The 23053-nt window shown below is 50.5% G+C and carries 23 protein-coding genes, 3 tRNA genes, 2 rRNA genes, 1 riboswitch and 1 other annotated feature; of the genes, 25 read left to right on the forward strand and 3 right to left on the reverse strand.

Features of this window, described 5'->3' with window-relative positions:
* The 4 genes from BN98_RS00005 to BN98_RS00025 form a co-directional block, all read left to right on the forward strand.
* Nucleotides 1–385: ribosomal RNA gene (locus BN98_RS00005) — 23S ribosomal RNA — on the forward strand; the annotation flags it as partial.
* Between the two features lie 118 nt (nucleotides 386–503).
* Nucleotides 504–620 (forward strand): 5S ribosomal RNA (rrf, locus tag BN98_RS00010).
* A 36-nt stretch (nucleotides 621–656) separates the two neighbouring features.
* Nucleotides 657–728: transfer RNA gene (locus BN98_RS00015), tRNA-Met, on the forward strand.
* Between the two features lie 471 nt (nucleotides 729–1199).
* On the forward strand, nucleotides 1200–2633 hold the full coding sequence (locus BN98_RS00025; protein WP_019190374.1) for an aspartate ammonia-lyase: 1434 nt from the start codon (nucleotides 1200–1202) through the stop codon (nucleotides 2631–2633).
* 87 nt (nucleotides 2634–2720) lie between these two features.
* Here BN98_RS00025 and BN98_RS00030 read toward each other — a convergent pair whose 3' ends face one another.
* Nucleotides 2721–3299: a lytic transglycosylase domain-containing protein gene (locus BN98_RS00030; RefSeq protein WP_019190373.1), complete on the reverse strand. Its 579-nt coding sequence runs from the start codon at nucleotides 3297–3299 to the stop codon at nucleotides 2721–2723.
* Nucleotides 3300–3444: 145 nt separating this feature from the next.
* On the opposite strand from BN98_RS00030, the gene BN98_RS00035 reads away from it, so the two are divergent.
* The 8 genes from BN98_RS00035 (at nucleotide 3445) to BN98_RS00070 (ending at nucleotide 11619) form a co-directional block, all read left to right on the forward strand.
* The gene (locus tag BN98_RS00035) at nucleotides 3445–4221 is read left to right on the forward strand and encodes an ABC transporter ATP-binding protein (RefSeq protein WP_019190372.1); all 777 of its coding nucleotides are present in this window, start codon (nucleotides 3445–3447) and stop codon (nucleotides 4219–4221) included.
* Nucleotides 4214–5308 (forward strand): COG1361 S-layer family protein, encoded by a 1095-nt coding sequence (locus BN98_RS00040; RefSeq protein ID WP_019190371.1) that lies wholly within the window; start codon nucleotides 4214–4216, stop codon nucleotides 5306–5308. The genes BN98_RS00035 and BN98_RS00040 overlap by 8 nt, the downstream gene beginning before the upstream one ends.
* On the forward strand, nucleotides 5301–6674 hold the full coding sequence (locus tag BN98_RS07695; protein WP_019190370.1) for an ABC transporter permease: 1374 nt from the start codon (nucleotides 5301–5303) through the stop codon (nucleotides 6672–6674). The genes BN98_RS00040 and BN98_RS07695 overlap by 8 nt, the downstream gene beginning before the upstream one ends.
* A gap of 153 nt (nucleotides 6675–6827) precedes the next feature.
* Nucleotides 6828–7550: a 2-C-methyl-D-erythritol 4-phosphate cytidylyltransferase gene (ispD, locus tag BN98_RS00050; RefSeq protein WP_019190369.1), complete on the forward strand. Its 723-nt coding sequence runs from the start codon at nucleotides 6828–6830 to the stop codon at nucleotides 7548–7550.
* Nucleotides 7543–8037 carry a 2-C-methyl-D-erythritol 2,4-cyclodiphosphate synthase gene (ispF, locus tag BN98_RS00055; protein ID WP_019190368.1) on the forward strand — a complete coding sequence of 165 codons (495 nt, stop codon included), beginning with the start codon at nucleotides 7543–7545 and terminating at the stop codon, nucleotides 8035–8037. Before ispD ends, ispF begins: the two co-directional genes overlap by 8 nt.
* Nucleotides 8038–8096: 59 nt before the next feature.
* On the forward strand, nucleotides 8097–9293 hold the full coding sequence (gene metK, locus BN98_RS00060) for a methionine adenosyltransferase (RefSeq protein ID WP_040942485.1): 1197 nt from the start codon (nucleotides 8097–8099) through the stop codon (nucleotides 9291–9293).
* 3 nt (nucleotides 9294–9296) lie between these two features.
* The gene (gene mreB, locus BN98_RS00065; protein WP_019190366.1) at nucleotides 9297–10355 is read left to right on the forward strand and encodes a rod shape-determining protein; all 1059 of its coding nucleotides are present in this window, start codon (nucleotides 9297–9299) and stop codon (nucleotides 10353–10355) included.
* 16 nt (nucleotides 10356–10371) lie between these two features.
* Complete coding sequence (locus tag BN98_RS00070) at nucleotides 10372–11619, forward strand: NAD(P)H-dependent oxidoreductase (protein WP_019190365.1); 1248 nt, start codon at nucleotides 10372–10374, stop codon at nucleotides 11617–11619.
* Between the two features lie 226 nt (nucleotides 11620–11845).
* Here the strand turns inward: BN98_RS00070 and BN98_RS00075 are convergent.
* Nucleotides 11846–11919: transfer RNA gene (locus tag BN98_RS00075), tRNA-Pro, on the reverse strand.
* Between the two features lie 940 nt (nucleotides 11920–12859).
* On the opposite strand from BN98_RS00075, the gene BN98_RS00080 reads away from it, so the two are divergent.
* From BN98_RS00080 to dtd, 3 genes are all read left to right on the forward strand, one after another.
* On the forward strand, nucleotides 12860–13669 hold the full coding sequence (locus tag BN98_RS00080; protein WP_242826667.1) for a hypothetical protein: 810 nt from the start codon (nucleotides 12860–12862) through the stop codon (nucleotides 13667–13669).
* Between the two features lie 138 nt (nucleotides 13670–13807).
* The gene (locus BN98_RS00085; protein WP_019190363.1) at nucleotides 13808–14524 is read left to right on the forward strand and encodes a transaldolase; all 717 of its coding nucleotides are present in this window, start codon (nucleotides 13808–13810) and stop codon (nucleotides 14522–14524) included.
* A gap of 4 nt (nucleotides 14525–14528) precedes the next feature.
* Complete coding sequence (gene dtd, locus BN98_RS00090; RefSeq protein WP_040942486.1) at nucleotides 14529–14975, forward strand: D-aminoacyl-tRNA deacylase; 447 nt, start codon at nucleotides 14529–14531, stop codon at nucleotides 14973–14975.
* 118 nt (nucleotides 14976–15093) lie between these two features.
* On the opposite strand, the gene BN98_RS00095 is transcribed toward dtd, so the two are convergent.
* Nucleotides 15094–15167 (reverse strand) — tRNA-Pro (locus tag BN98_RS00095).
* Between the two features lie 100 nt (nucleotides 15168–15267).
* Between BN98_RS00095 and BN98_RS00100 the strand changes: the two genes are divergently transcribed.
* The 10 genes from BN98_RS00100 to BN98_RS00145 all read left to right on the forward strand — a co-directional run bounded on the left by BN98_RS00100 (nucleotide 15268) and on the right by BN98_RS00145 (nucleotide 22993).
* Nucleotides 15268–15804: an adenine phosphoribosyltransferase gene (locus BN98_RS00100; RefSeq protein WP_019190361.1), complete on the forward strand. Its 537-nt coding sequence runs from the start codon at nucleotides 15268–15270 to the stop codon at nucleotides 15802–15804.
* A gap of 59 nt (nucleotides 15805–15863) precedes the next feature.
* A riboswitch (Fluoride riboswitch) is annotated at nucleotides 15864–15935 on the forward strand.
* Nucleotides 15936–16020: 85 nt separating this feature from the next.
* Complete coding sequence (locus BN98_RS00105) at nucleotides 16021–17253, forward strand: cation:proton antiporter (RefSeq protein ID WP_040942487.1); 1233 nt, start codon at nucleotides 16021–16023, stop codon at nucleotides 17251–17253.
* A gap of 117 nt (nucleotides 17254–17370) precedes the next feature.
* Entirely contained in the window at nucleotides 17371–17520 is a 150-nt protein-coding gene (rpmG, locus tag BN98_RS00110) for a 50S ribosomal protein L33 (RefSeq protein ID WP_019190359.1), read from the forward strand.
* 9 nt (nucleotides 17521–17529) lie between these two features.
* Complete coding sequence (secE, locus tag BN98_RS00115; protein WP_019190358.1) at nucleotides 17530–17715, forward strand: preprotein translocase subunit SecE; 186 nt, start codon at nucleotides 17530–17532, stop codon at nucleotides 17713–17715.
* Nucleotides 17716–17736: 21 nt separating this feature from the next.
* Nucleotides 17737–18276, forward strand: coding sequence for a transcription termination/antitermination protein NusG (gene nusG, locus BN98_RS00120; protein WP_019190357.1), 540 nt, complete (start codon nucleotides 17737–17739; stop codon nucleotides 18274–18276).
* A 78-nt stretch (nucleotides 18277–18354) separates the two neighbouring features.
* Complete coding sequence (gene rplK / locus BN98_RS00125) at nucleotides 18355–18780, forward strand: 50S ribosomal protein L11 (RefSeq protein ID WP_019190356.1); 426 nt, start codon at nucleotides 18355–18357, stop codon at nucleotides 18778–18780.
* Nucleotides 18781–18825: 45 nt separating this feature from the next.
* Entirely contained in the window at nucleotides 18826–19533 is a 708-nt protein-coding gene (gene rplA, locus BN98_RS00130) for a 50S ribosomal protein L1 (RefSeq protein ID WP_019190355.1), read from the forward strand.
* A 98-nt stretch (nucleotides 19534–19631) separates the two neighbouring features.
* Nucleotides 19632–19759, forward strand: a sequence feature (ribosomal protein L10 leader region).
* Between the two features lie 18 nt (nucleotides 19760–19777).
* Nucleotides 19778–20317, forward strand: a complete 540-nt coding sequence (gene rplJ / locus BN98_RS00135) for a 50S ribosomal protein L10 (RefSeq protein ID WP_019190354.1) — start codon at nucleotides 19778–19780, stop codon at nucleotides 20315–20317.
* A 54-nt stretch (nucleotides 20318–20371) separates the two neighbouring features.
* Nucleotides 20372–20758, forward strand: a complete 387-nt coding sequence (gene rplL, locus BN98_RS00140; RefSeq protein ID WP_019190353.1) for a 50S ribosomal protein L7/L12 — start codon at nucleotides 20372–20374, stop codon at nucleotides 20756–20758.
* A gap of 882 nt (nucleotides 20759–21640) precedes the next feature.
* Entirely contained in the window at nucleotides 21641–22993 is a 1353-nt protein-coding gene (locus tag BN98_RS00145; RefSeq protein WP_019190352.1) for an acetyl-CoA hydrolase/transferase C-terminal domain-containing protein, read from the forward strand.
* The last annotated feature ends 60 nt before the right edge of the window (nucleotides 22994–23053 follow it).

A 23053-nucleotide genomic window follows, 5' to 3' on the forward strand; every position in this document is an offset into this window, starting at 1 on the left:
CTCGATGTCGGCTCGTCTCATCCTGGAGCTGGAGCAGGTTCCAAGGGTTGGGCTGTTCGCCCATTAAAGAGGTACGCGAGCTGGGTTCAGAACGTCGTGAGACAGTTCGGTCCCTATCCAGCGTGGGCGTAAGAAATTTGAGAGGAGCTGTCCCTAGTACGAGAGGACCGGGATGGACGAACCGATGGTGTACCGGTTGTTCTGCCAAGAGCATAGCCGGGTAGCTACGTTCGGAAGGGATAAGCGCTGAAGGCATCTAAGCGCGAAGCCCCCCTCGAGATGAGATTTCTTAGAGACCGTGAAGAAAACACGGTTGATAGGTCAGAGGTGGAAGCGCAGTAATGCGTGGAGCTAACTGATACTAATCTCTCGAATATTTGACCAGAAATACCTATTACGATTGGGAAATGGCTAAACAAGCGAATTGCTTGGAAGTTGTTTCGACCGCCTATAGAATAGGTGAGTCATTGTTATGGAGAGGACTTGTTCCAACGACAAGTCAATATGGTGACGATAGCGCAGGGGATACACCTGTTCCCATCTCGAACACAGAAGTTAAGCCCTACATCGCCGATGGTACTTGGCTGGAAACGGCCTGGGAGAGTAGGTAGTCGCCAATTAATTGAAAGGACACGTTTCGTGTCCTTTCTTTATAACGCGGGGTAGAGAAGTGGCATCTCGTCGGGCTCATAACCCGGAGACCGCAGGTTCGAATCCTGCCCCCGCAATGAAGAAGCAAAAAGGACAGCACAACGTGCTGCCCTTTTTGCTTGTTTGTAAAAGTAGGGGGCAGGATGAGAACCCGGTGAGATTGCCAGAGCTCCCGCAAGACCAAGCGCCGAAGGCGCGCAGGTCGAGCGGCGAGCGAGGCATCCAGAGGCGCGAAGCGCCGTGGGATTGCCAGAGCTCCCGCAAGGCCAAGCGCCGAAGGCGCGTAGGTCGAGCGGTGAGCGAGGCATCCAGAGGCGCGAAGCGCCGTGGGATTGCCAGAGCTCCCGCAAGGCCAAGCGCCGAAGGCGCGTAGGTCGAGCGGTGAGCGAGGCATCCAGAGGCGCGAAGCGCCGTGGGAATCCTGCCCTCGCAGGATATTTTTTTTGCGCACACCCATTATTGTGTTATGGTAGAACCATCAGATTTGGGCCCTTAGGTGTGGCGCCGGGGCATATAGGAAAAGGTTATCTATTTCAAAGGAGTGTGGCATGGAGGAAGTGTATAGAGTCGAGCACGATTCGCTCGGCGAGATGAAGGTCCCTGCGGGCGCTTATTATGGGGCGAATACATTGCGTGCGGTGCAGAATTTTCCGATTACAGGAAACCCCGTGGATCGGGAGTTTATCAGAGCCATGGTGGAAGTGAAGAAGGCTGCAGCGCTGATGAATCTGCAAGTGCATCAGCTGAATGAAGAACGAGCACACGCGATTGTTAATGCCTGTGACCGTATTTTAGCGGGTGAGAATTTGGATCAGTTTGTAGTGGACCCGATTCAGGGCGGCGCCGGTACGTCTTTTAATATGAATACCAATGAAGTCATTGCAAATATGGCAACGGAAGCGCTAGGGGGTAAACTGGGAAGCTATGATCCGGTGCATCCGAATGATCACGTGAATGAGGGACAATCGACGAACGATGTTATTCCGACGTCGGGTAAGATTGCGATGATTCGGTACTTTATGGAGCTGAAAGACGAAGCGACGAAGTTGAATGCGTCGTTTGACAAGAAGAGCCGCGAGTTTGACAGCTACATTAAAATGGGGCGCACGCAGAATCAGGATGCTGTGCCGATTCGTTTGGGACAGGAATTTGCAGCGTATACGGCGCTATTGAAACGAGATGTGAAGCGTTTTGATGCGGCGATTGATGCATTGTCCGTCGTTAATTTGGGCGGTACGGCCATTGGTACGGGGTTGAATGCGGATGTCAATTATGTGAAGAATATTGTGCCGAAGCTGAACGAAGTAACGGGATTGAAGTTGAAGCAGAATGAAGATCTTATTGACGGGACGCAAAACCTGGATGGCTTTTTAGTGGCGTCGTCGGTATTGAAAAATTATGCGTTGTCTTTATCGAAAATTGCGAACGACTTGCGCTTCTTGAGCTCCGGGCCTCGCTCGGGGATTCATGAGATCACGTTGCCGGCGCGCCAGGCCGGGTCATCAATTATGCCGGGCAAGGTAAATCCGGTTATTCCGGAAGTCGTGAACCAGATGGCGTTTGCTGTGGTCGGTAATGATATGACCGTAACCATGTGCGTGGAAGGTGGACAGCTGGAGCTGAATGCCTTTGAACCGGTTTGCTTCTATAAAATCTTTGAATCGCTGCGAGGTCTGAAGGGAGCTATTTATACTTTCCGAGTGCATTGTATCGATGGCTTGACAGCGAACAAGAAGAATTTGGAAGAAGAAGTGCATCGAAGTGTCGGCATCGTGACGGCCCTGGCGCCGCATATCGGCTACATTACGGCGTCGCGTCTGGCAAAGACCGCTTTAGCAACGAATAAATCCTTGCGCGATTTGGTGCTCGAAGAAAAATTGATGACGGAAGAAAAATTGGACCGCATCTTTAATCCGTATGCCATGACGCATCCGGGCATTGCCGGAAAGGATAGCGATGTAGAGGAAAAAAGCGAAAAGTAAAAACGTAAGTGCCAATAAGGCGAAATTGACCGTGCCTCTTGTTAAAAACAAAGAGAGGCACGGTCAATTTGCTTTGTCGTTCGTTTTTTAGCGATACTCTTTATAATAGTCCAAGACTTTTTTTACATAGTTGCGCGTTTCGGCATAGGGAATGGTGTGCAAGGTTTTGCCATCGCTACTGTAGGAGGAATCCTTCAGCCAGGCGGAGACCGCATTGGGACCGGCATTATAGGCGGCAAGCGCCGTAGCGGTTTCGTTTTGAAAGCGATCCAAGAGATAGCGAAGATAGGTGGTGCCGTAGAGAATATTGGTGGCCGGGTCGAATAAATTATCTTTAGAAATATTGCGCTTGGCCATGCGCGCAATGTCCGGGGCGGTCGAGGGCATGATTTGCATGAGCCCTTTTGCACCCACGTGAGAGACGGCTTGCGGATCAAATTTGCTTTCTTGGCGCATCACGGCAGCAACCAGAGCGGGATCCAGATGATGCGCTTGGGCCTGTTTTTGTATTTCCGAATAATATCGCACATGGGTAAGATCGCTGTTCTTCTTACCGTTGAGAAGCAATACCAGACAAAACAAAGCGAAGAGCAAAAAGACAAAGAAGACATAGGAGGAGCATGTCGCTTGCTTTTTGGTTTGTCGATGCTTTCGTTGTTTGGCCATGGAAGCTCCTTTCTAGAGAAAACTACTTCTAGAATACATGCCCTTCGGCGAGGATACAAGGTGCAACTTTAACGAAATTTTAAGATTTGTGACTGGAAAAGGCGCAAGCGTCGTTTATACTAAAAACAAAGGGAAGGAGGCAGCTTTGGAGAATCCGTTTATCAGCGTGCGCCATTTGACCAAAGTTTTTAGCATGGGCGATGATAAAGTCTATGCGTTACGCGACGTCAATTTGGAGATTGCACGCGGAGAAATCATCTGTTTACTGGGTCCCTCGGGCTCCGGAAAATCGACATTGCTTAACGCATTGGCAGGACTGGAAAAGCCAACCAAGGGCGAGATTATTGTTGGCGGCATTCATTTGGAACAATTGAATGAAGCGCAGGTCACTCTCTTTCGTAGCTTGAATGTCGGATTTGTATTCCAATCCTATAACCTCATTCCCACGCTCAATGCGATGGAAAATGTAACGTTGAGTCTGATGGTAAAAGGCGTGCCCAAGAAGGAATATGAAGCGGCGGCCAAACGCGTGTTATCGCTGGTGGGACTGGGGGATCGACTCTATCATCGCCCGAATCAGCTTTCCGGCGGGCAACAGCAACGCGTCTCCATCGCCCGTGCGTTGGTGGGTAAACCGAAGATCTTGTTTGCCGATGAACCGACCGGCAACCTGGACACCAAGACAAGCTTTGAAGTGATGGATCTGATAAAGCGCATTGCCAGAAAAGAAAATATTACGGTCATTATGGTGACGCATGATGAAGAAATGACCGTCTATGCGGATCATATGTTGCATATGCGTGATGGCGCAATTGAGCGTCATACACGAAAGAACGAAGGAACGAACAGTTCGGCGGCCGAAAGACAAGAAGTAAGGGAAATCATAGCAGCCGCTTCGCAGGGAGGGAGAGACAATGATTAACAGCACAAATCTGCCGCAGATGCTGACGGGTGGCAATGATGGCAATGGAAATGGCAATCTTGGCATGGGAGTTACGGTGGCAAACAAGCCGAAACTGATCGTTTCCAATTACCGCTTAAGCCCGGAGATGCCGCAAGCAGGACAGGAATTTGAACTGTCGCTCACCTTTACCAATACGAATGCGGAAAAATCCGTGCGCAATATTAAAATCAGCCTGGGGGGCGGCGAAAGCGGAGCGATTCCCACAGCATCGCAGATGGGAAAGGACACCGCAGCCATGATGCCGTCGGGGAGTGCCTCGGTCTTTACACCGGTAGGCTCATCCAACACCTTTTACATTGCTAAAATTCGTCCGCAAGACACGGCAAGAAAGACCATTCATTTGAAAACAGCACCGACCTTGGCCGCGCAAAACTATTCCATTAATGTGGCTTTTGAATATGAGGATTTGCTCGGCAATGAATTTACGGCGACGGAAACCATTGGTATTCCCGTCGTACAGACGGCGGATATTCTCCTTGGCGATGTGCAAATCAAAGGGTCCTCCGGTGAAGAAGATCTGTCGGTGGGCACACCGGTTAACGTGGACCTGGACCTTTACAACACCGGCAAAGATCCGCTGACCAATTTCATGGTTACGATTCAGGGAGATGGCTTTAAAGTGAGCGGCTCGCCTCGCTACTATGTGGGCAATTTCAATCCTGGTGCTTCAGATCATTTTTCAGGAGAGATTGTACCTGAAGATAATCAAATGAATGGCACGATTTTGATTACCTATGAGGATTCGACGGGACAAAAGCATGAGAAAAAGCAGACCTTCCAAAAGACGGCAACGGGAAAAGTCGGCGAAGGAAAAGTCGATCGCAACAAGCTCCAAAACGATGCAAAAACCGGATTGTTGGTGAACCCGGAAACCAGTCAATACTATGATCCGAAGACATTGCAGCCCAAGGACGTTGAGCAACCTTCACATTTTCCGTGGCTACCGGTAGGAATCTTCGCGATTGCTGTGGTCGTGGCCATCTTGCTCATTCGTCGCCATAATAAAAAGAAACGGCAGGAAAAGGAGCTGGACTTGGATGCGTAATCTTGACCTTATCCCCCTGGCGTGGCGCAATTTATTGCGTCGCAAATCGCGTACGATCCTGACGGTGATCAGCGTGATAATCGGCGCTGTGGCCATTATTCTCATGTTATCGTTTGGCTATGGGATGCAGGAGAGCACGCGTAAGCAGATGGAGGATTTTGCACAACTGAATTCCATTACGGTGACGCCGACAAAAGCCTCGGATAGCACTTCGAAAGGCGGACAGAGGGGCTATTTGCGCGAGCAAGAGGTAGAAAAGATACGTCGTATCCCGCATGTGAAAGCGGTTTTGCCCAGCAAGTACGTGCCCTACACGCTGGAATTTCAAGATGCGGATTTGCATGCACCAGGCAATATGCAAGCCATCGATTTTGACGAACTGCGCAAAAGCAATATCAAGATGAAACGCGGGGCCATTCCGCAATCGACCAATCGGGACCCTTTCATCGTGAGTCCGTCGCTGCGCGTGCTTCGCTATGATGCCTCTAAGAACATCAGCGTTATGAAGCCGGAGAAAGATTTTGACTTTGCAAAGGCGAGAGTCTTCGTGAGCATTATGGATTTTGGCCAAGAGAACGCGATCACGATCGGTAACGGCCCGGCGCAAAATCGCCACATGCTCACGTATGCCGGCACGTTCGAAAAGTCGGATCTCTTATCGCCGCGCGGCGTCTATATTTCCTTTGATACCTTGGATCGCCTGGATCAAAAAAGCCATCGCTTAAACGCTTCTGTCGCAGATGATGCCTCAAAGGGTGGACAATCCGTTTCATCCTCTGCGGCCTCCGGCAAAGCGAAAAATCGCCATTATGATGTTGCTACCGTAACGGTGGATGACCTGCAGAATATCAAGTCGGTCATTGATGCGATTTCGGAGTTGAAGCTCTCCGCATACTCGAATGAAGATTTCATTAAGAGTCAGCAGGAAGGCATCCGCGTCGTACAGATGATATTTGCCGGCATCGGCTCAATTTCACTTCTCGTGGCCGCCATCGGCATTGCTAATACTATGCTTATGTCCATCCATGAGCGAACCCGCGAGATCGGTGTGATGAAGGTCATTGGTGCGCAGGTCAGCGATATTCGCAAAATGTTTCTCATCGAAGCGATGCTGATCGGTATCATCGGTGGCATCTTCGGTGTGATTGTGTCGTATTTGTTCTCCATGGGTGCCAATCATATGTTCGCTGAGTTTTTGCGGCAGCAGGATCTTGGCGGCGATGAAGAAATTCTCATCAGCATCATCCCATTCTGGCTGCCGTTTGCCGCGTTTCTTTTCTCCGCCTGCATCGGTCTTCTGGCGGGGTATTTGCCGGCTCGTCGTGCCACCCGTATTTCCGCGATCGAAGCAATACGCACGGAATGACGGTTGACAGCGTCAAAGAAAGAATGCAGATCCCAAGTCGTCCCAGCTGTGCGCTAATTTTCTTCGACAGTCCAACCGTTCTGCCTTCACATTCTCACCTTTTTATGTTCCTCTGAGTGTGTTAAGATTGAGGAAGGAATGCGGAGGGTACGGATGCAAAGACCGTTTATTACAGCCATTGTGACCGGCGCGGGCTTGGGCACGCGCATGGGACATATGAAAAACAAGATGCTTATTGAAATCGACGGCGGTCGTGTGCTGCAACGCACCCTGCGTGCACTGCATCGCTCGGGCGTTATTGATGCCTATGTGGTTGTAGTGAAAGAAGACATCCTGCCGACAGTGAAGAAAGACATTCTCCCCCAAGTATTCGGGGAGAATTTTTCACGTGTTTGCGTTTGTCTGGGCGGGGCGACCCGACAAGATTCTGTAAAAGAAGGCCTGAAGCATCTTCCGCCGGAAACCGATTATATTGCCGTGCATGACGGTGCTCGTCCCTTTATTGCCCCTGCTGTGGTTAAACGCTGTTTAGCGCGTTTGCTCAAAGGGGATGTGGACGGCACCATTTGTGTGTTACCCATGAAGGACACCATTAAATTTGTGAACGAAGCCGGCATTATCGAAAACACCCCCAACCGTGAGCATCTGTTCGGCGCACAAACGCCGCAGATGTTTAAGAAGAAAGCGCTGCTGGAGGCGTACGAAAAGGCAATCTGGGAAGAAATTCCCATTACCGATGATGCGCAGATGGTGGAGATATTTGGCGGCAGGGTAGCCACCGTTGAGGGAGATGAAGCCAATATTAAAATAACGACGCCGATGGACTTGCTTTTTGGCGAACGTATTTTGACAGAACGGGAGGATTTGGATGAATAAGTTGCCCTTCCGCACCGGCATGGGCTTTGATGTGCACGCCTTTGCGGAGAATCGAAAGCTGGTGTTGGGCGGCGTATGCATTCCCTATGAAAAGGGGCTGGAGGGACATTCCGATGCGGATTGTCTTGTACATGCCATAAACGATGCTCTGCTGGGCGCTTTAGCCATGGGAGACATCGGCGGGCATTTTCCGGATACGGATCCCCTCTATAAAGACATCTGCTCATTGCGGATGATGGAGGACGTGCTGGCCTTGGTACACGAAGCCGGCTACGTCGTTGGCAATGTGGACAGCGTCATTATGGCGCAAAAGCCCAAAATGGCACCCTACATTCAAGCGATGCGCGAAACCATCGCTAAGACGCTGGCTTGCGAAACGGAACAGATTTCCATCAAAGCTACCACGACAGAGCATTTGGGCTATGTCGGACGCGAGGAAGGCATCGCCTGCCTGGCAAATGTTTTATTAGTACGATCAGAAGAATAGTGGCGGGCTTGAAGCCGCAGCTGCTTGGAACAAGTGATTCGAGCCATAGGAGAGGAAACATGGAAGAAATCAAAAAAGGACGCATTCGCACGGCGGAGTCCGTGACCGAAGGGCATCCGGATAAAATCTGCGATCAGATTGCGGATTCAATATTGGACGAAGTGCTAAGGCAGGATCCCGCATCGCACTGCGCTTGTGAAGTCATGGCGTCAACGGGCATCATTTTTGTGATGGGCGAATTGAGCACGAAGGCGGATGTAGATATCAATGCCATTGTGCGCCAAACATTAAAAAAGATCGGGTACACGGACGCGGACAGCGGCATTGATGCCGAACATTGTGCCGTGATTACGACGATTCGCGAGCAGTCACCGGATATTGCTTGTGGCGTGGATCGTTCGGAAGAGGCACGCTTAGGCGAAGAAGAAGCGCTGTCGGAAGAGGGCGCTGGGGATCAGGGCATCGTGTTCGGTTATGCAACCAATGAAACGCCCGAGTACATGCCCATGCCGCTGATGCTGGCTCATCGCTTAGCAAAACGCCTGGCCAAGGTGCGTCGGGAGAATATCGTGCCCCATCTGCGTCCGGACGGCAAAACGCAGGTATCGATAGAATATGACGAAGCCAATCGCCCGAAGCGCATTGATGCGATTCTGATTTCGACGCAGCACGATGCCCAAGCGGATCAGAAAGAGATTAAAGAGCAATTGTGGGATCGCGTGGTGAAGGAATGCTTGGATCCGTTGATGATTGACTCACAGACCAGATTCTACGTGAATCCGACGGGACGCTTTGAAATGGGAGGACCCAATGCGGATACGGGGCTGACCGGCCGTAAGATTATTGTAGACACCTATGGTGGCGAAGGACATCACGGCGGTGGCGCATTCTCCGGAAAGGATCCATCCAAGGTGGATCGCTCCGGGGCATACTATGCCCGCTATGTGGCCAAGAATATCGTAGCGGCAGGCCTTGCTGACAAGGCAGAGATTGCTGTTGCCTATGCCATCGGTCGTGCGGAGCCTTTTTCCATTGCCATTGATACGTTCGGCACGGGGAAATTGTCGGATGAAGCCTTACTGCAGATTATTCAGGAAGTCTTTGATTTTCGTCCGGGCGCTATCATAAAGAAATTGGATTTGCGTCGTCCCATTTATGCGCATACAGCGACATACGGGCATTTTGGACGTACCGATGATCGCTATTCTCGGGAAGAACTGGATCAGGTGGAAACCTTAAAGAAATATTTGGAGTAGAGCATGGCCTGGTTACGGAAAAATTTAGCAGTGGACCTGGGCACCACCAATGTGCGTGTCTTCACGAGGACGGAAGGTGTGAAGTTTCAGGAGCCGTCTGTGGTGGCGCTGGATTTGTATAAGGACTCCATCGTTGCCGTCGGAGAAGAAGCCAAAGACATGCTGGGCCGTACGCCGGGCAATATCGTGGCACGGCAACCGTTGCAGGGTGGCGTGATTTCCAATTATCGAGCCACGGAAAAAATGTTGCGCGTTTTTTTGCAACGTAGCATGGATAAAAGTCTGTTGCATCCGGACGTGATCATCACCGTCCCCACTTTGGCGACGCAGGTGCAGAAGCGTGCGGTGGTACAGGCGGCCTCGGCGGCCGGCGCGCATCAGACCTTCCTCATCGAAGCCCCTTTGGCGGCAGCCATGGGCGTTGGCGTGGATATCATGGATCCAAGCGGTACTTTACTGGTGGATATCGGTGGCGGTGCAACGGATGCAGCGCTTATTTCCGCCGGCGGTATTGTGGTTTCGGAAGCGATTCCCGTTGCCGGCGATGCCATGGATGCTGCCATCGCTCGCTTTATCAGGGATAAACATCATGTGATGATTGGCGAGCGGACCGCAGAGACGGTAAAAATCCGATTGGGCTCTGTGTTGGATACGGAAGTGCCGGAGCGCGTGGAAGTGAAGGGACGCAATATGGCGGACGGTTTACCTGCCCGCGTGTACTTGACGCGTGATGATCTGGCACAGGCGATTGCGCCGGTGCTGCAGAAGATTGCAGATACCGTTCATCGCCTCTTGGCAGAAACGCCGCCGGAATTGTCCGCCGATCTTTTTGACAAGGGCATAATACTGACGGGCGGCGGTTCTCTGGTGCGCGGCTTGGGTCCCCTCATCGAAGAAGAAAATGGCATTCGCGTGCGCTATGCGGAGCAGGCCGTCAGTTGTGTCGTTCGCGGCGCGGGAAAAGCGTTGTCTTGGATTCGTCGCTTCCAAGCGACGGATGCGATGCTTTCCGATACGACGCGACAGCAGACCATGAATCGAGAAATATTGCGGAAGCGATGATCCAAGGGAGGATAAGATGGCAAATTTGTACCAAGAGCTCGTAGCATGTGAAAAGGAAGGACATCCGATTCGCGTGGGCGTCATAGGCGCCGGGCAAATGGGAACCGGTATGATTTCCCAGATTGCAACGATTCCCGGGATGCGCGTGACCGGTATTTGCGATATGCAGTTGGAACGCGCCGAAAAAGCGAAAGCCATTTATTTGCAGGCGTCTCAAGATCAGCATAATATCGTCACGAGCAAAGAGTATCGCGACGTCATCAATGCGAAAGATGTAGATGTGGTGGTGGAAGCTACCGGCCTGACGGAAATCGGTGCACGCGTTTCCATGGCCACGCTCCTGGCCAAGAAACACCTTGTGCTATTAAATGTCGAGATCGACATCACCATTGGTGTGCTCATGAAGAAGCTCTATGACGCCGCCGGCCTGATGTACACAGGTTCGGATGGCGATGAGCCTGCAGCAACATTCAGCCTTTTCAATTTTGCGCGTTCCATGGGCATGGAAGTGCTTGTTGCCGGCAAGGGCAAAAACAACAAGCTCAAGCCCTACGCCAACCCGGATACCGCCCGCCAGGAAGCGGAAGAGCGCGGCATGAACCCGCATATGCTTGCCTCCTTCCAGGACGGCACCAAAACAATGGCAGAGATGAATCTTCTTTCCAACGCCACCGGCTTTATCCCCGACATTGACGGTATGCATGGCATTGCCGGCGACTTAGATGCAACGGTGGAACAGTTGGACCTCGTCCGTAACGGCGGCATTCTCAATCGATTTGGTGTTGTCGAGTACGTGGACGGCATTGCCCCCGGTGTTTTTGTTATCGTCAAGGGCCAGAACGCCGAAGTAATCGGTGAAATGAATTATATGCTCAACAAGAAGCGAGACCATCAGATTCTGTATCGTCCGTTCCATCTGGGCAGCCTCGAAACACCGCTCACCATCGCGCGCGCGGTGCTCCACAAGCGTGCCGCCATCGTGCCGTTGGATACCCCCATTTCGGAAACCGTCGCTGTCGCCAAGAAGGACATTGCCGAAGGCGAAGCTATCGATGGCATTGGCGGCTTCTGTGTCCGCGGTTGCCTTGAAACGCATGCCGCCCAAAAAGAAGCTCGTCACATCCCCATCGGCCTCATCGTCGGCAACGCCGTTGCCAAACGCGCCATTGCTAAGGACACGGTTTTGACGGAAGACGATATTGCCCTAGATACCACCACGCAGGTCTATCGCCTACGCAGCCTGCAGGATTCTCTGATTGGTTAATCGGCTAATCGGCGTAGCGAAAGTGGATGCTGGTGCGCGAGGTAGTGCCTCGCTTCGACGTGGCACTGCGAAAGAAAGTGCTGGTGCGAGGAGACTGTGACGCTGGTGCAAGAGGAAGGGCCTCACTTCGATGCGGTGCTGAGAAAGCGAGCGTCGTTGTGCGGAGACTGTGATTTGGATAGTAATAAAGAAGCCGTCGGAAGTTTTCTTCCGACGGCTTCTTCTATCGGGGTGACAGGATTCGAACCTGCGACCTCATGGTCCCAAACCACGCGCGCTACCGAACTGCGCCACACCCCGAAAAGTAGAATCATTTTATCACATTTTTTTACACCTGCACAGGAGGGGATTGCTAAAGGGAGCTAGGTAAAAACGATATATGGGAAAATACCTAGTCGCCAGCGCCCCGGCGGGCGCCATTTGCGACTAGGTAAAATTGCTATATGGGAAAATACCTAGTCGCCAGAGTCCCGGTCGGCGTCATTTTCGACTAGGTAAAAACGCTAAATGGAAAAATACCTAGTCGCCCAAGTCCCAGTGGGCGTCATATGCGGCTAGGTAAAAATGCTATATGGAAAAATACCTAGTCGCCAGCGCCCTGGTCAGCGTCATCTGCGACTAGGTAAAAACGCTGTATGGGAAAATACCTAGTAGCCAGCGTCCCGGCAGGCGCCCTTTTCGGCTAGGTAAAAACGCTATATGGGGAAATACCTAGTCGCCCAAGCCCCGGTCGGCGTGTTTTGCGGCTAGGTAAAAACGCTATATGGAAAAATACCTAGTCGCCCAAGCCCCGGTCGGCGTCATTTGCGACTAGGTAAAAACGCTATATGAAAAAATACCTAGTCGCCAGCGTCCCGGTCGGCGTGTTTTGCGGCTAGGTAAAAACGCTATATGGGAAAATACCTAGTCGCCAGCGCCCTGGTCCACGCGTTTTGCAGCAAGGTAAAAACGCTATATGGGAAAATACCTAGTCGGCAGAGCCCCCCTCACCTTTTCTGAACCCTGTATTTGCTAACCCCACGTGTCAAGCACTAATGCGCAATAAGCTTCTTCGCCAAAAAATGAACCGTTCCTACGATTTTATCGACTTGAAATGCGAATGGGACGAGGCGAGACAAAAGCCCTGAAGAATGGGACACAGGCGCACCTTGTTTTTTGAAATAATGGAATTGTCGAGAAGAGGTGATGTGGAGCCATCTTTGTAGGGCAGGAATGGAGGGAGCGCTTGGAAAAAGGTCGGATGGAAATTAAAACGTTATGTTTAGATTTGATGAAAAAGTACCAGGGCCTGTTAAAAAAATTGAAGCCTTCCCGCGAACGGGTTCCGGGATTCTTGGAAATTGATGATCGTCATCATACGCCACAATATTATCATTGCAAAACCGAGAAAGGCGGGAAGCAACGACAACGAAAGTATTTAGGAACAGCGGAATGGAGTAGCGCCAAAAAGTTGGCGCAACAATCGTATGATCGGAAAATTGCGGGGCTGTTAGGAAGGCGATTACAGCAGTTGCAAGAGTGGAATCTTGATTTTAGCGATGATGAAATTGATGCCGTTTATGAAACGATGAAGCCGTCGAGAAGGGAACTGGTAACGCCCATTGCTCCAACGAAGCGGCAAAAGTTAGAAGATTGGCTGTCACAGCCCTTTACACCGTTGTATTTTTCCGCGGACGCGACGTCTTATGGGTCGAAGAATGGCGAAAGAGTGCGTTCAAAAAGTGAAAAGATTTTAGCGGATTTATTTTATGATCGAAAAATTGTATATAAATATGAATGTCCGTTATACATCGAAAATCAGGTATACTATCCGGACTTTACTTTTTATGATGCGATGCATGAGAAGGAAATATATTGGGAGCATTTTGGCATGATGGGGGACCCCGACTATTCAAACCATGCGCTAAAGAAGCTTCAATTTTATGAAACGCATGGTATTTGCATTGGCGATAACTTAATTGTTACCTTTGAATCGGACACTTGCTCATTGGCCTTTGAAGTGGCCGAAATGCGTATCGATCTCTATTTGCAGCATTCGTCGCTATATTAAGCGATTAAGCGTGTTTTGACGGCCAATCGGGGCATGTCCGGGGCGGCGAATGGGTATAATGACAGCAACAGGAATAATAATCGACACATTGTCGCAACGTAACCATCGGATTATGCAATCCATTCGGAAGGAGAAACTATGTTTAAAGAGTTGAAAGTGCAGATTTTTGCGGATGGTGCCGTACCGGAGACGATGAAAAAACAGTATGAAAGCGGCCTTGTGGATGGCTTTACGACTAATCCGTCTCTGATGAAAAAAGCGGGCGTGGAGAATTACACGGCCTATGCCAAGAAAATGGTGGAAGCCATTCCGGATCGATCGCTGTCGTTTGAGGTGTTCGCCGATGATGCGGAAGGGATGGAACGTGAAGCGCGCATCATTGCTAAACTCGGGAAGAATGTGATGGTAAAGATTCCTGTGGTGAACACGAAGGGGGAGAGCATGTTGCCGCTGATTCAAAAGTTATCGGCGGAAGGCGTGAATATCAATGTGACAGCGGTGTATTCGGTGGCGCAGACGAAGGCGATTGTGGAAGCGGTCAGTCCGAAAGCCCTGACCTATGTGTCCATTTTTGCAGGGCGTTTGGGAGATAATGGACTGGATCCGATTCCGGTGATGCGAGAAGCGTCAGAAATTTGTAAGAAATATGAGGCCGTGCGCTTGTTGTGGGCATCGACGCGGGAAGTATGGAATGTGTTCCAGGCAGAGGCACTGGGCGTTGATATCATCACGTGCCCGGACGGCGTGTTGCAAAAACTTGCCAAGATTGATGGAAAAACGCCGGAAGACTTATCCGTTGCTACGGTGGTCGGCTTTAATCGCGATATTGCCGATCTGGGATTTACGATCGAGTGAAACCATGCGAGCGATACTACAAACTGTGAAAAGTGCATCGGTAACTATCGATGGAAAAATTGTCGGAGCGATTGATCGCGGATATTTGATTTATCTAGGGGTTGGGCCGGAAGATACGACGGACGAAGTGGTTAAACTTTGGAACAAGATTCGTAAATTACGGGTATTTATGGATGCGTCGGGGAAAACCAATTTGGATTTGGCGGCTGTGGAGGGCAATGTGCTCTTAGTGTCACAATTCACCCTTTTTGCATCGATAAAAAAAGGCAATCGTCCGAGTTTTGCGACGGCAGCGCCCCCGGCGATGGCAAAAAAGTTGTATGATACCATGGTGGACTTAGTCAAGAAGGATCTGCCGGATTTACAGACCGGCCAATTCGGGGCGGATATGCTTGTTGCTTCGGTAAACGATGGCCCCTTTACGTTGTGGATTGATACGGACGAACTGTAGGTGTCTCTGATGACAGGAAGCACATTGGCTGAGAGTTTGAGCGCATTTTCTCACAGAGCGTACGTCTCCTGCAAAAGAGCAAAAAAAGAGACCGGAAACATGCGTTTCCGGTCTTTAATCGGAGTGAGAGGATTTGAACCTCCGGCCTCCTGCTCCCGAAGCAGGCGCGCTACCGAGCTGCGCTACACCCCGTTGTCGATTGCTGACTAAGGCATCATACCACAGATTGGACAATTTAACAAATTTTTTCTGAGGGATTTAAAAACAAAGAAAAGCGAAGGCAGGGAAAAGGATGGAGAAAACAGTGGATTTAAAGAAGAAGATGCGTGTGATTGAAGGATTCCCGGGACCGGGGATCAGCTACAAGGATATTACGACGATTTTGTCGGATCCGGATGCCTTGCGAGCCATGGTGCAGCAATTAGCGGATGCCGCGGATGGTCTGGATTTTGACTATGTGCTGGGGACGGAATCGCGTGGATTTATCGTGGGCGTGCCTGTAGCAGCCAAATTACATAAAGGCTTCATCATGGCCCGCAAGCCGGGCAAATTGCCTGGCAATTTGGTCAGAAAATCGTACACGCTCGAATATGGAGAAGCCTCCATCGAAGTGGATCGCGATTCCATTCCGAATGGCGCTCGCGTATTGGTGATGGACGACTTGCTGGCTACCGGCGGCACGGCCAAAACCGCTTGTGAATTGGTCGAAGCGGCTGGCGGCGTTGTAGCCGGCACACTGTTTTTAACCGAATTAACCGAACTTGGCGGTCGCAAAGCGTTGGAAGACGCCGGTTATGAGGTACGTGCACTGTTGACGTGGACCAACTGAAAAATAGGAGGCGGTATGTCCTATCAAGAAACTTACGCAGAAACGATGGATCGTGCTATAATGCCCTAGGGAATGAAGTTCTCCCTTGGGAAACCTAAACCGCTTATTAAGCTGATGACTTCTGTGAGTACGATCGCAGAAGCATCAGCTTTTTTGCGCGCGATGTGATCAAATTCGGTTTGTACGAAATCAGTCAATATAAGAAGGAGGAATATTGTGTTACCATCTCTTGCGTGGGTGTTCTTGGTCGGTATGGCGATGGCCGCCCTGTGTGAAAAAATTAAGTTGCCGCGCATTGTCGGCATGCTCGTCACGGGGATACTGCTCGGCCCCTATGTGTTGAACTGGCTCTCGCCCAGTTTACTGGCGATTTCGGCCGATTTGCGCAAACTGGCCCTCATTATTATTTTGCTGAAGGCGGGCTTATCCTTAAATTTGAGCGATCTCAAAAAAGTCGGTCGTCCGGCGATCTTGTTGTCGTTTTTGCCGGCGACGTGTGAGGTGCTTGCCTTTGTGCTGTTTGCGCCGTTTTTCTTTGGGATTTCGCGTGTCGATGCTGCTGTTATGGGCGCCGTGTTGGGTGCTGTTTCGCCCGCAGTTGTCGTGCCGCGCATGGTAGCATTGATGGAGAAAAAAATCGGTACGGACCAAGGGATTCCCCAGATGATCATGGCAGGTGCTTCCTGCGATGATATATTTGTCCTCGTTCTTTTCTCCACGTTTTTGGGCATGGCACAGGGAAGCGGGGTACACCTGCTGGATTTTGCCGCCATTCCCGTCTCCATCGCGCTTGGCGTCATCATTGGCGCTGTGGTCGGACTGCTTTTGAGCCGCTTCTTCGAAACCGCCTATTCGCGTGAACATTATGTCCGCAACAGCGCTAAAGTCATCATCATCCTGGGCGTCTCCTTTTTATTAATGGCCATGGAGGAGGTGCTGAAGGGGAAGGTTGCGGTTTCAGGACTGCTGGCCGTGGTGAGCATGGCGTGCGTGTTGCGCATCAAAAGCATTGATAGCGTCTCCAACCGCCTCTCCGAGAAATTCGGCAAACTCTGGATTGCCGCCGAAGTCGTTCTTTTCGTTCTCGTCGGTGCGGCTGTGGACATTCGCTACACGCTGCAAGCCGGCCCCATGGCGATACTCATGATCGTCTTGGGCCTCCTCTTCCGCTCCATTGGCGTCGTCTTCTCGGTTTCGGGCACATCGCTCTCCCAACGGGAGCGACTCTTCAGCATCATTGCGTATTTGCCGAAAGCGACTGTGCAGGCTGCTATCGGCTCCGTTCCCTTAGCAATGGGCTTATCCTGCGGGCCGATTGTGCTCTCAGTAGCTGTGGTGGGTATTCTGGTTACGGCGCCGCTCGGCGCCCTCGGCATGGATGCGACATATCAACGACTGTTGAAGCCGGCAAAAACATCGCTAAAGCTTGCGTCCGCGCGGAAGTCATGATACACTAATGAAACGTATCCGTCGGGATATGTTTTTTGAGTGCGCAAAAATTCCCGACAGAGAATTCTTTCGTTGGCAGGCGGAGGAAGGATGCGATTTTGGGAGTAGGAGGAAACAATGGCTGATAAAGTTAAATTAGCTTGCACGGAATGCAAGAACAGAAACTACGATACCACCAAAAACAAGAAAACAAATTCTGAGCGTATTGAGCTGAACAAGTACTGCCCGTTCTGCAAAAAGCACACCCTGCATCGCGAAACGAAGTAAGGAGGATCTATGGCAGAGAAGAAGGCGCCAAGCCGTATGGACGGTATGCGCGCGGAAATGCGAAAGATCCAGTGGCCCACTGTGCCGGAAGTCGTTCAGTATACATGCATTGTTCTGGTGATTGCCGCGGCTGTCGCGGTATTCGGTTGGATACTTGATCTGATTTATGGTTGGTTTGTCGGTCTTGTTATTTGATTCGTAGAAAAGGGGGAAAACATGTCGGAACAGGAAAAAGACACCCTGGAAGGAAAATGGTATGTCATCCATACTTATTCCGGATACGAAAACAAAGTGAAAGATAAGATCGAAAAAATCATCGAGAACCGTCAGGATGAAGATGTTTTTGACGTACGGGTCCCGATGGAAAAGTACACAGAGGTTCGTAATAACGAACGCGTAATCAAGGAACGCAAAATTCTGCCGGGCTATGTGCTGGTGAAAATGAATGTCACCCCGAAGTCCTGGTTCCTGATTCGCAACACAAACGGAGTCACCGGTTTCGTTGGTCCCGGATCAGATCCGATTCCACTCACCGCACGAGAAGTCGCACAGTTCGGCGTACGTGAGCAGACAACGCAGCGAGAGATACACGTTGCCCCGGGCGACCAGATCGAAATCATTTTTGGACCTTTTGCGGGTTTTTCCGCGGAAGTCGAAGAAGTTCAATCGGACAAGCAGACGATCAAAGCCCTCATCAATATGTTTGGGCGTGAGACGTCCGTAGAATTGTCCTACGACGATATTGAAACTCTATAGCAATATCGTCCGCAATAGTCGTAAGTGGGAGGGGGAGAGTCCCCGCTCTGACCACGATAGAAATCCCAGGAGGATACTATGGCTAAAAAAGTAAGCGCAATTGTAAAATTGCAAATTCCCGCCGGTTCTGCAACGCCGGCACCGCCGGTTGGTACCGCGCTCGGTCCCCACGGCGTCAACATTATGGAGTTTGTAAAGGCTTTTAATGCTCAGACCGCTGATAAACAGGGCCTGATCATCCCGGTAGTCATGACCGTCTATCAGGATCGCTCCTTTACATTCATTACGAAAACCCCGCCGGCTGCCGTCCTGATCAAAAAGGAACTGGGCTTACAGTCTGCTTCGGGTGAACCGAACAAGAAGAAAGTCGGCAAGATCACCAAAGCGCAGTTACAGAAGATCGCAGAGCTGAAGAAGCCGGATCTGAATGCCGCTTCTCTGGAAGCAGCAATGAGCATGGTTGCCGGAACAGCGCGTTCGATGGGAATTACAGTCGAAGAATAATAGAGCAGTGGGAGGAATTTCCGCTCGTACCACAAGGAGGATCTTATGCCGAAAAGAGGCAAAAAGTATATTGAGGCAGCCAAACTCATCGATACGACGAAGTCGTACTCCATTGAGGAGGCAGCTGAATTATTGAAGAAAACTGCAACGGCCAAGTTTGATGAAACCATCGAGCTGCATGCTCGCTTGGGCGTTGATTCCCGTCATGCGGATCAGCAGGTGCGCGGCACCGTCGCTCTGCCGCATGGCACCGGTAAAGCGGTTCGCGTTGCTGTTTTTGCAAAGGGTGGAAAGGCTGATGAAGCTCTTGCCGCAGGCGCAGACTTTGCTGGAGAAGATTTGATCGAAAAGGTGCAGAAAGAAAACTGGATGGATTTTGATGTGGCCATTGCTACCCCGGACATGATGGGTCAGGTCGGACGCATTGGTCGTGTCCTCGGTCCCCGTGGCTTAATGCCGAACCCGAAGGCCGGTACGGTCACGATGGACGTGGCACAGGCTGTTAAGGACGTCAAAGCCGGTAAGGTTGAGTACCGTACGGATAAGCAAAACATCATCCACGTTTTGGTAGGTAAGGCTTCGTTCGATGCCAACCAGATCAGCGATAACCTTAAAGCGTTGATGGCGGCGATCGTTAAGGCGAAACCGGCTTCCGCGAAGGGCAAGTACCTGAAGTCCGTTACGGTGGCTAACACCATGGGCCCCGGCATTGCCTTGGAGACAACATCTCTGATGGAATTGGGCAAGCGCTAAGCCTGCTAAGCCAAGCGCGAAGTCTGTTATCAGCCAAGCGCTACAATCACAATAATAAGAAACGCAGGGAGCGTCTTGCATAGAGACGCTCCCTGTGGTATTCTAATAGTCGGCTACCGAAGACCACAGGTGCTTCGCTTTTGCGAAACTTAATTTCCTGTCGAGGTGCGAAGATGAATTTGCAACTCTCGGTCGCTCTCTGCCCGAGAGTTTTTTCAATGTGTAGCCGAAGGAGGTGAATGGAATGAAAGAACAGACGTTGCAAAAGAAGCAGGCGGTCGTTGATGAAATCAAGGAAGCCATTCAGAATGCAAAGTCGGTTACGATCGCTGCCTACAACGGCATTACGGTTGAAGATATTACCGATTTGCGCAACCAGTTCCGTGAACAAGACGTTGTTTACAAAGTCTACAAGAACACGATGGTACGTCGTGCGTTCAATGATCTGGGAATGACCGATTTGGATGAAATCCTGAACGGACCGAACGCCTTCATTTTCTCCAATGGCGAGATGGTCGAAGGCCCGAAGATTGCTGCTAAATTTGCGCAGGATCACAAAGAGCAATTCCAAATCGTCGCCGGCTACATGGATGGTCATGCGATGACGTCGGATGAAATGGTTGCTCTTTCGAAACTCCCGTCGAAGGATGTCCTCCTCAGCATGGTGCTGCGCGGACTCCAGGGACCGATCTCCGGTTTCGCGAATGCATCGCAGGGAATTTTGCGCAAAGCGGTTTATGCTTTCAATGCAATCAAAGAGAAGAAGGAAAACGAAGCCGCGTAATCATCTGTATTATTCGGTACTGCAATTTTAGTAAAACCTTATAGGAGGAATATCATGGCATCTGAGAAAGTTACTGCATTAGTTGATCAAGTAAAAGAATTGACCGTTTTGGAACTGTCTGAACTGGTTTCCACGTTGGAAGAAGAATTTGGCGTATCCGCTGCTGCTCCGGTAGCTGCTGTTGCTGCTCCGGCTGCTGGTGGTGCTGCTGGCGCTGCTGAAGCAGAACAGACTGAATTTGACGTTATCCTGAAGAGCGCTGGTTCTTCCAAGATCAACGTTATCAAAGTCGTTAAAGAGATCTCCGGTTTAGGCCTGAAGGAAGCTAAGGCTCTGGTTGATGAAACCCCGAAGGCTGTCAAAGAGAAAGTTTCCAAGGACGAAGCAGAATCCATCAAAGCGAAGCTGGAAGAAGCTGGCGCAGAAGTCGAAGTTAAGTAAGTTTCGCTTGCGACTTGTCAGTTGACATCGGATGGCCGGCAAAAAGCCGACGCCAGATGGCGCCATGCGATGTCGACACATGAAAATCTCAATTTTAGAGTGAAGACTGTATCGGTTCTCGATACAGTCTTTTTTTTGTGTGGTTAGCGATGGGCGTTGTCGCGTGTCTTCCCCATGTTATATGCGAATCTTAAAAATAACATGGGGTAAAAACTCCTTCGAAACGAAGAACCGCCCCATGTTATATCGCTATTTTAAAAATAACATGGGGCGAGATTGCTGCAAAAACGCAGATTTATCCCATGCTAAAACGCGATATTAAAAATAACATGGGGCGTTGCCGCGTGTTTTACCCCATGTTAAATGCGAATTGCCATAATTACATGGGGTAAAAACGCTTTTGAAACGAAATATCACCCCATGTTAAAACGCTATTTCAAAAATAACATGGGGTAAAGGCGCCTTCCAGGCACAAATCCACCCCATGCTAAATTGCTATTTTAATATTAACATGGGGTGCTAAGCCTTCATCGCCAAGCGGAGTCGACCTGGCGAGCGACGATTAAAAAATAAGGAGCGCCGCTTGCGCGTCGCGGTTGGTATAGGCGGTTGGCGGCCCTCCGGGCCGCCTTCCTTATTGTTCATCTCGCTACATGGCTATTCATCAGTTCCATACATCATTATGGTAAAGTGTAGAGTAGAAAATGGATAGTATCCTACTAAAGTAGGGTAAAAGAGTAGCAGTTGGGGCATCGCCCTTGCGGCGGCATATCGTCAATATAGGGTCGACATGCAACAGGGTGGAAAACGTCACCACAGAGGAAGACTATTGCGAAGGCAGAATAGGCCAATGGATGAGAGTGTGGAGCGGAGGGAGTTTTCATGATTGATTACCAGAAGCAATATCAGGAGAAGCTGACGACGCCGGAAGAGGCGGTCAAGATCGTCAAGGACGGGATGTGGCTGGATTATGCGCATGCGATGTCGGTGCCAAATTTGCTGGATAAGGCATTGGCTGCACGGGCAGAGGAATTGAACGAGGTATTTGTTCGTGGGTATCTGATCTATCACCCGATTCAGATTTTGGAAGCCAATGTGAAGCTGGGAAGAGATGTGTTCGTATGGAACAGCTGGTTCATGCAGAGCCAGGATCGCCGTCTGTCAAGAGAAAGCCGTGCGTTCTTCATTCCGATGCGTTACGCGGAACAGCCGGAGATGTATCGTCGCCCTGAGGACGTGGAAACGGTGGACGTGTTGTTCTTGCAGACATGCCCGATGGATGAAAACGGCAACTTTAATTTGGGACCGTGCATTGCGCAGACAAGAGAAGTCATTAATCGCGCCAAGTACGTGGTGGTGGAAGCCAATAAAAATATGCCGGTGGTGCAGGGCTTGAGCGATGACTACATCAATATTAAAGAAGTGCATGCCGTTGTGGAATCCGATGAGCCCATCGATACGATTCCGACGATTCAACCGGATGAGACGGATGAAAAGATTGCGGACATGTTGATCAAAGAGATCGTGGACGGTGCAACGCTGCAGCTGGGCATCGGCGGTATGCCGAACGCACTTGGCTATAAGATTGCCGAATCGGATTTGAAGGATTTGGGCATCCATTCCGAGATGTACGTGGATTCCATGATGGCCATGACAAAAGCAGGCGTCGTGACGGGCATGCAGAAGGAATTGAATCGCGGCAAGCAGGTATTCTCGTTCTCACTGGGATCGAAAGAACTCTATGATTGGATGGACCATAACCAGGCGTTAGCAACGGCGCCGGTGGATTATGTCAATGATCCGTACGTCGTTTCGAAGATGGATAATTTTATTGCCATCAATAACTGCGTAGAAATCGACTTATTCGGGCAGGTCAATGCCGAAACGGGCGGCTTCAATCAGATTTCCGGTACGGGCGGACAGTTGGATTTCGTGATGGGCGCCTATATGTCGAAGGGCGGAAAATCCATAACGGCGTTCCAGTCGTCGCGTATCGATAAACAGGGTAAGATGCAAAGCCGTATTGTTCCGACGTTGAGTCCGGGTACCATTGTAACGGATCCGCGTACAACGACCCATTATGTGGCTACGGAAAATGGCATTGTGAACCTGAAGGGCAAGTCCACATGGCAGCGTGCAGAAGCTTTAATCAGCCTGGCGCATCCGGATGCACGTGAAGAATTGATCAAAGAAGCGGAACGGCTGCACATCTGGAGAAACAGCAATAAGCGCTAAGACGTGAAGCAGAGTCATTGTGAATGATTTGACAACTTTATGGAAAGCGGTAGAATGAAG

Source organism: Levyella massiliensis, from assembly GCF_000308275.2.
GTDB classification, from domain to species: domain Bacteria; phylum Bacillota; class Clostridia; order Tissierellales; family Peptoniphilaceae; genus Murdochiella; species Murdochiella massiliensis_A.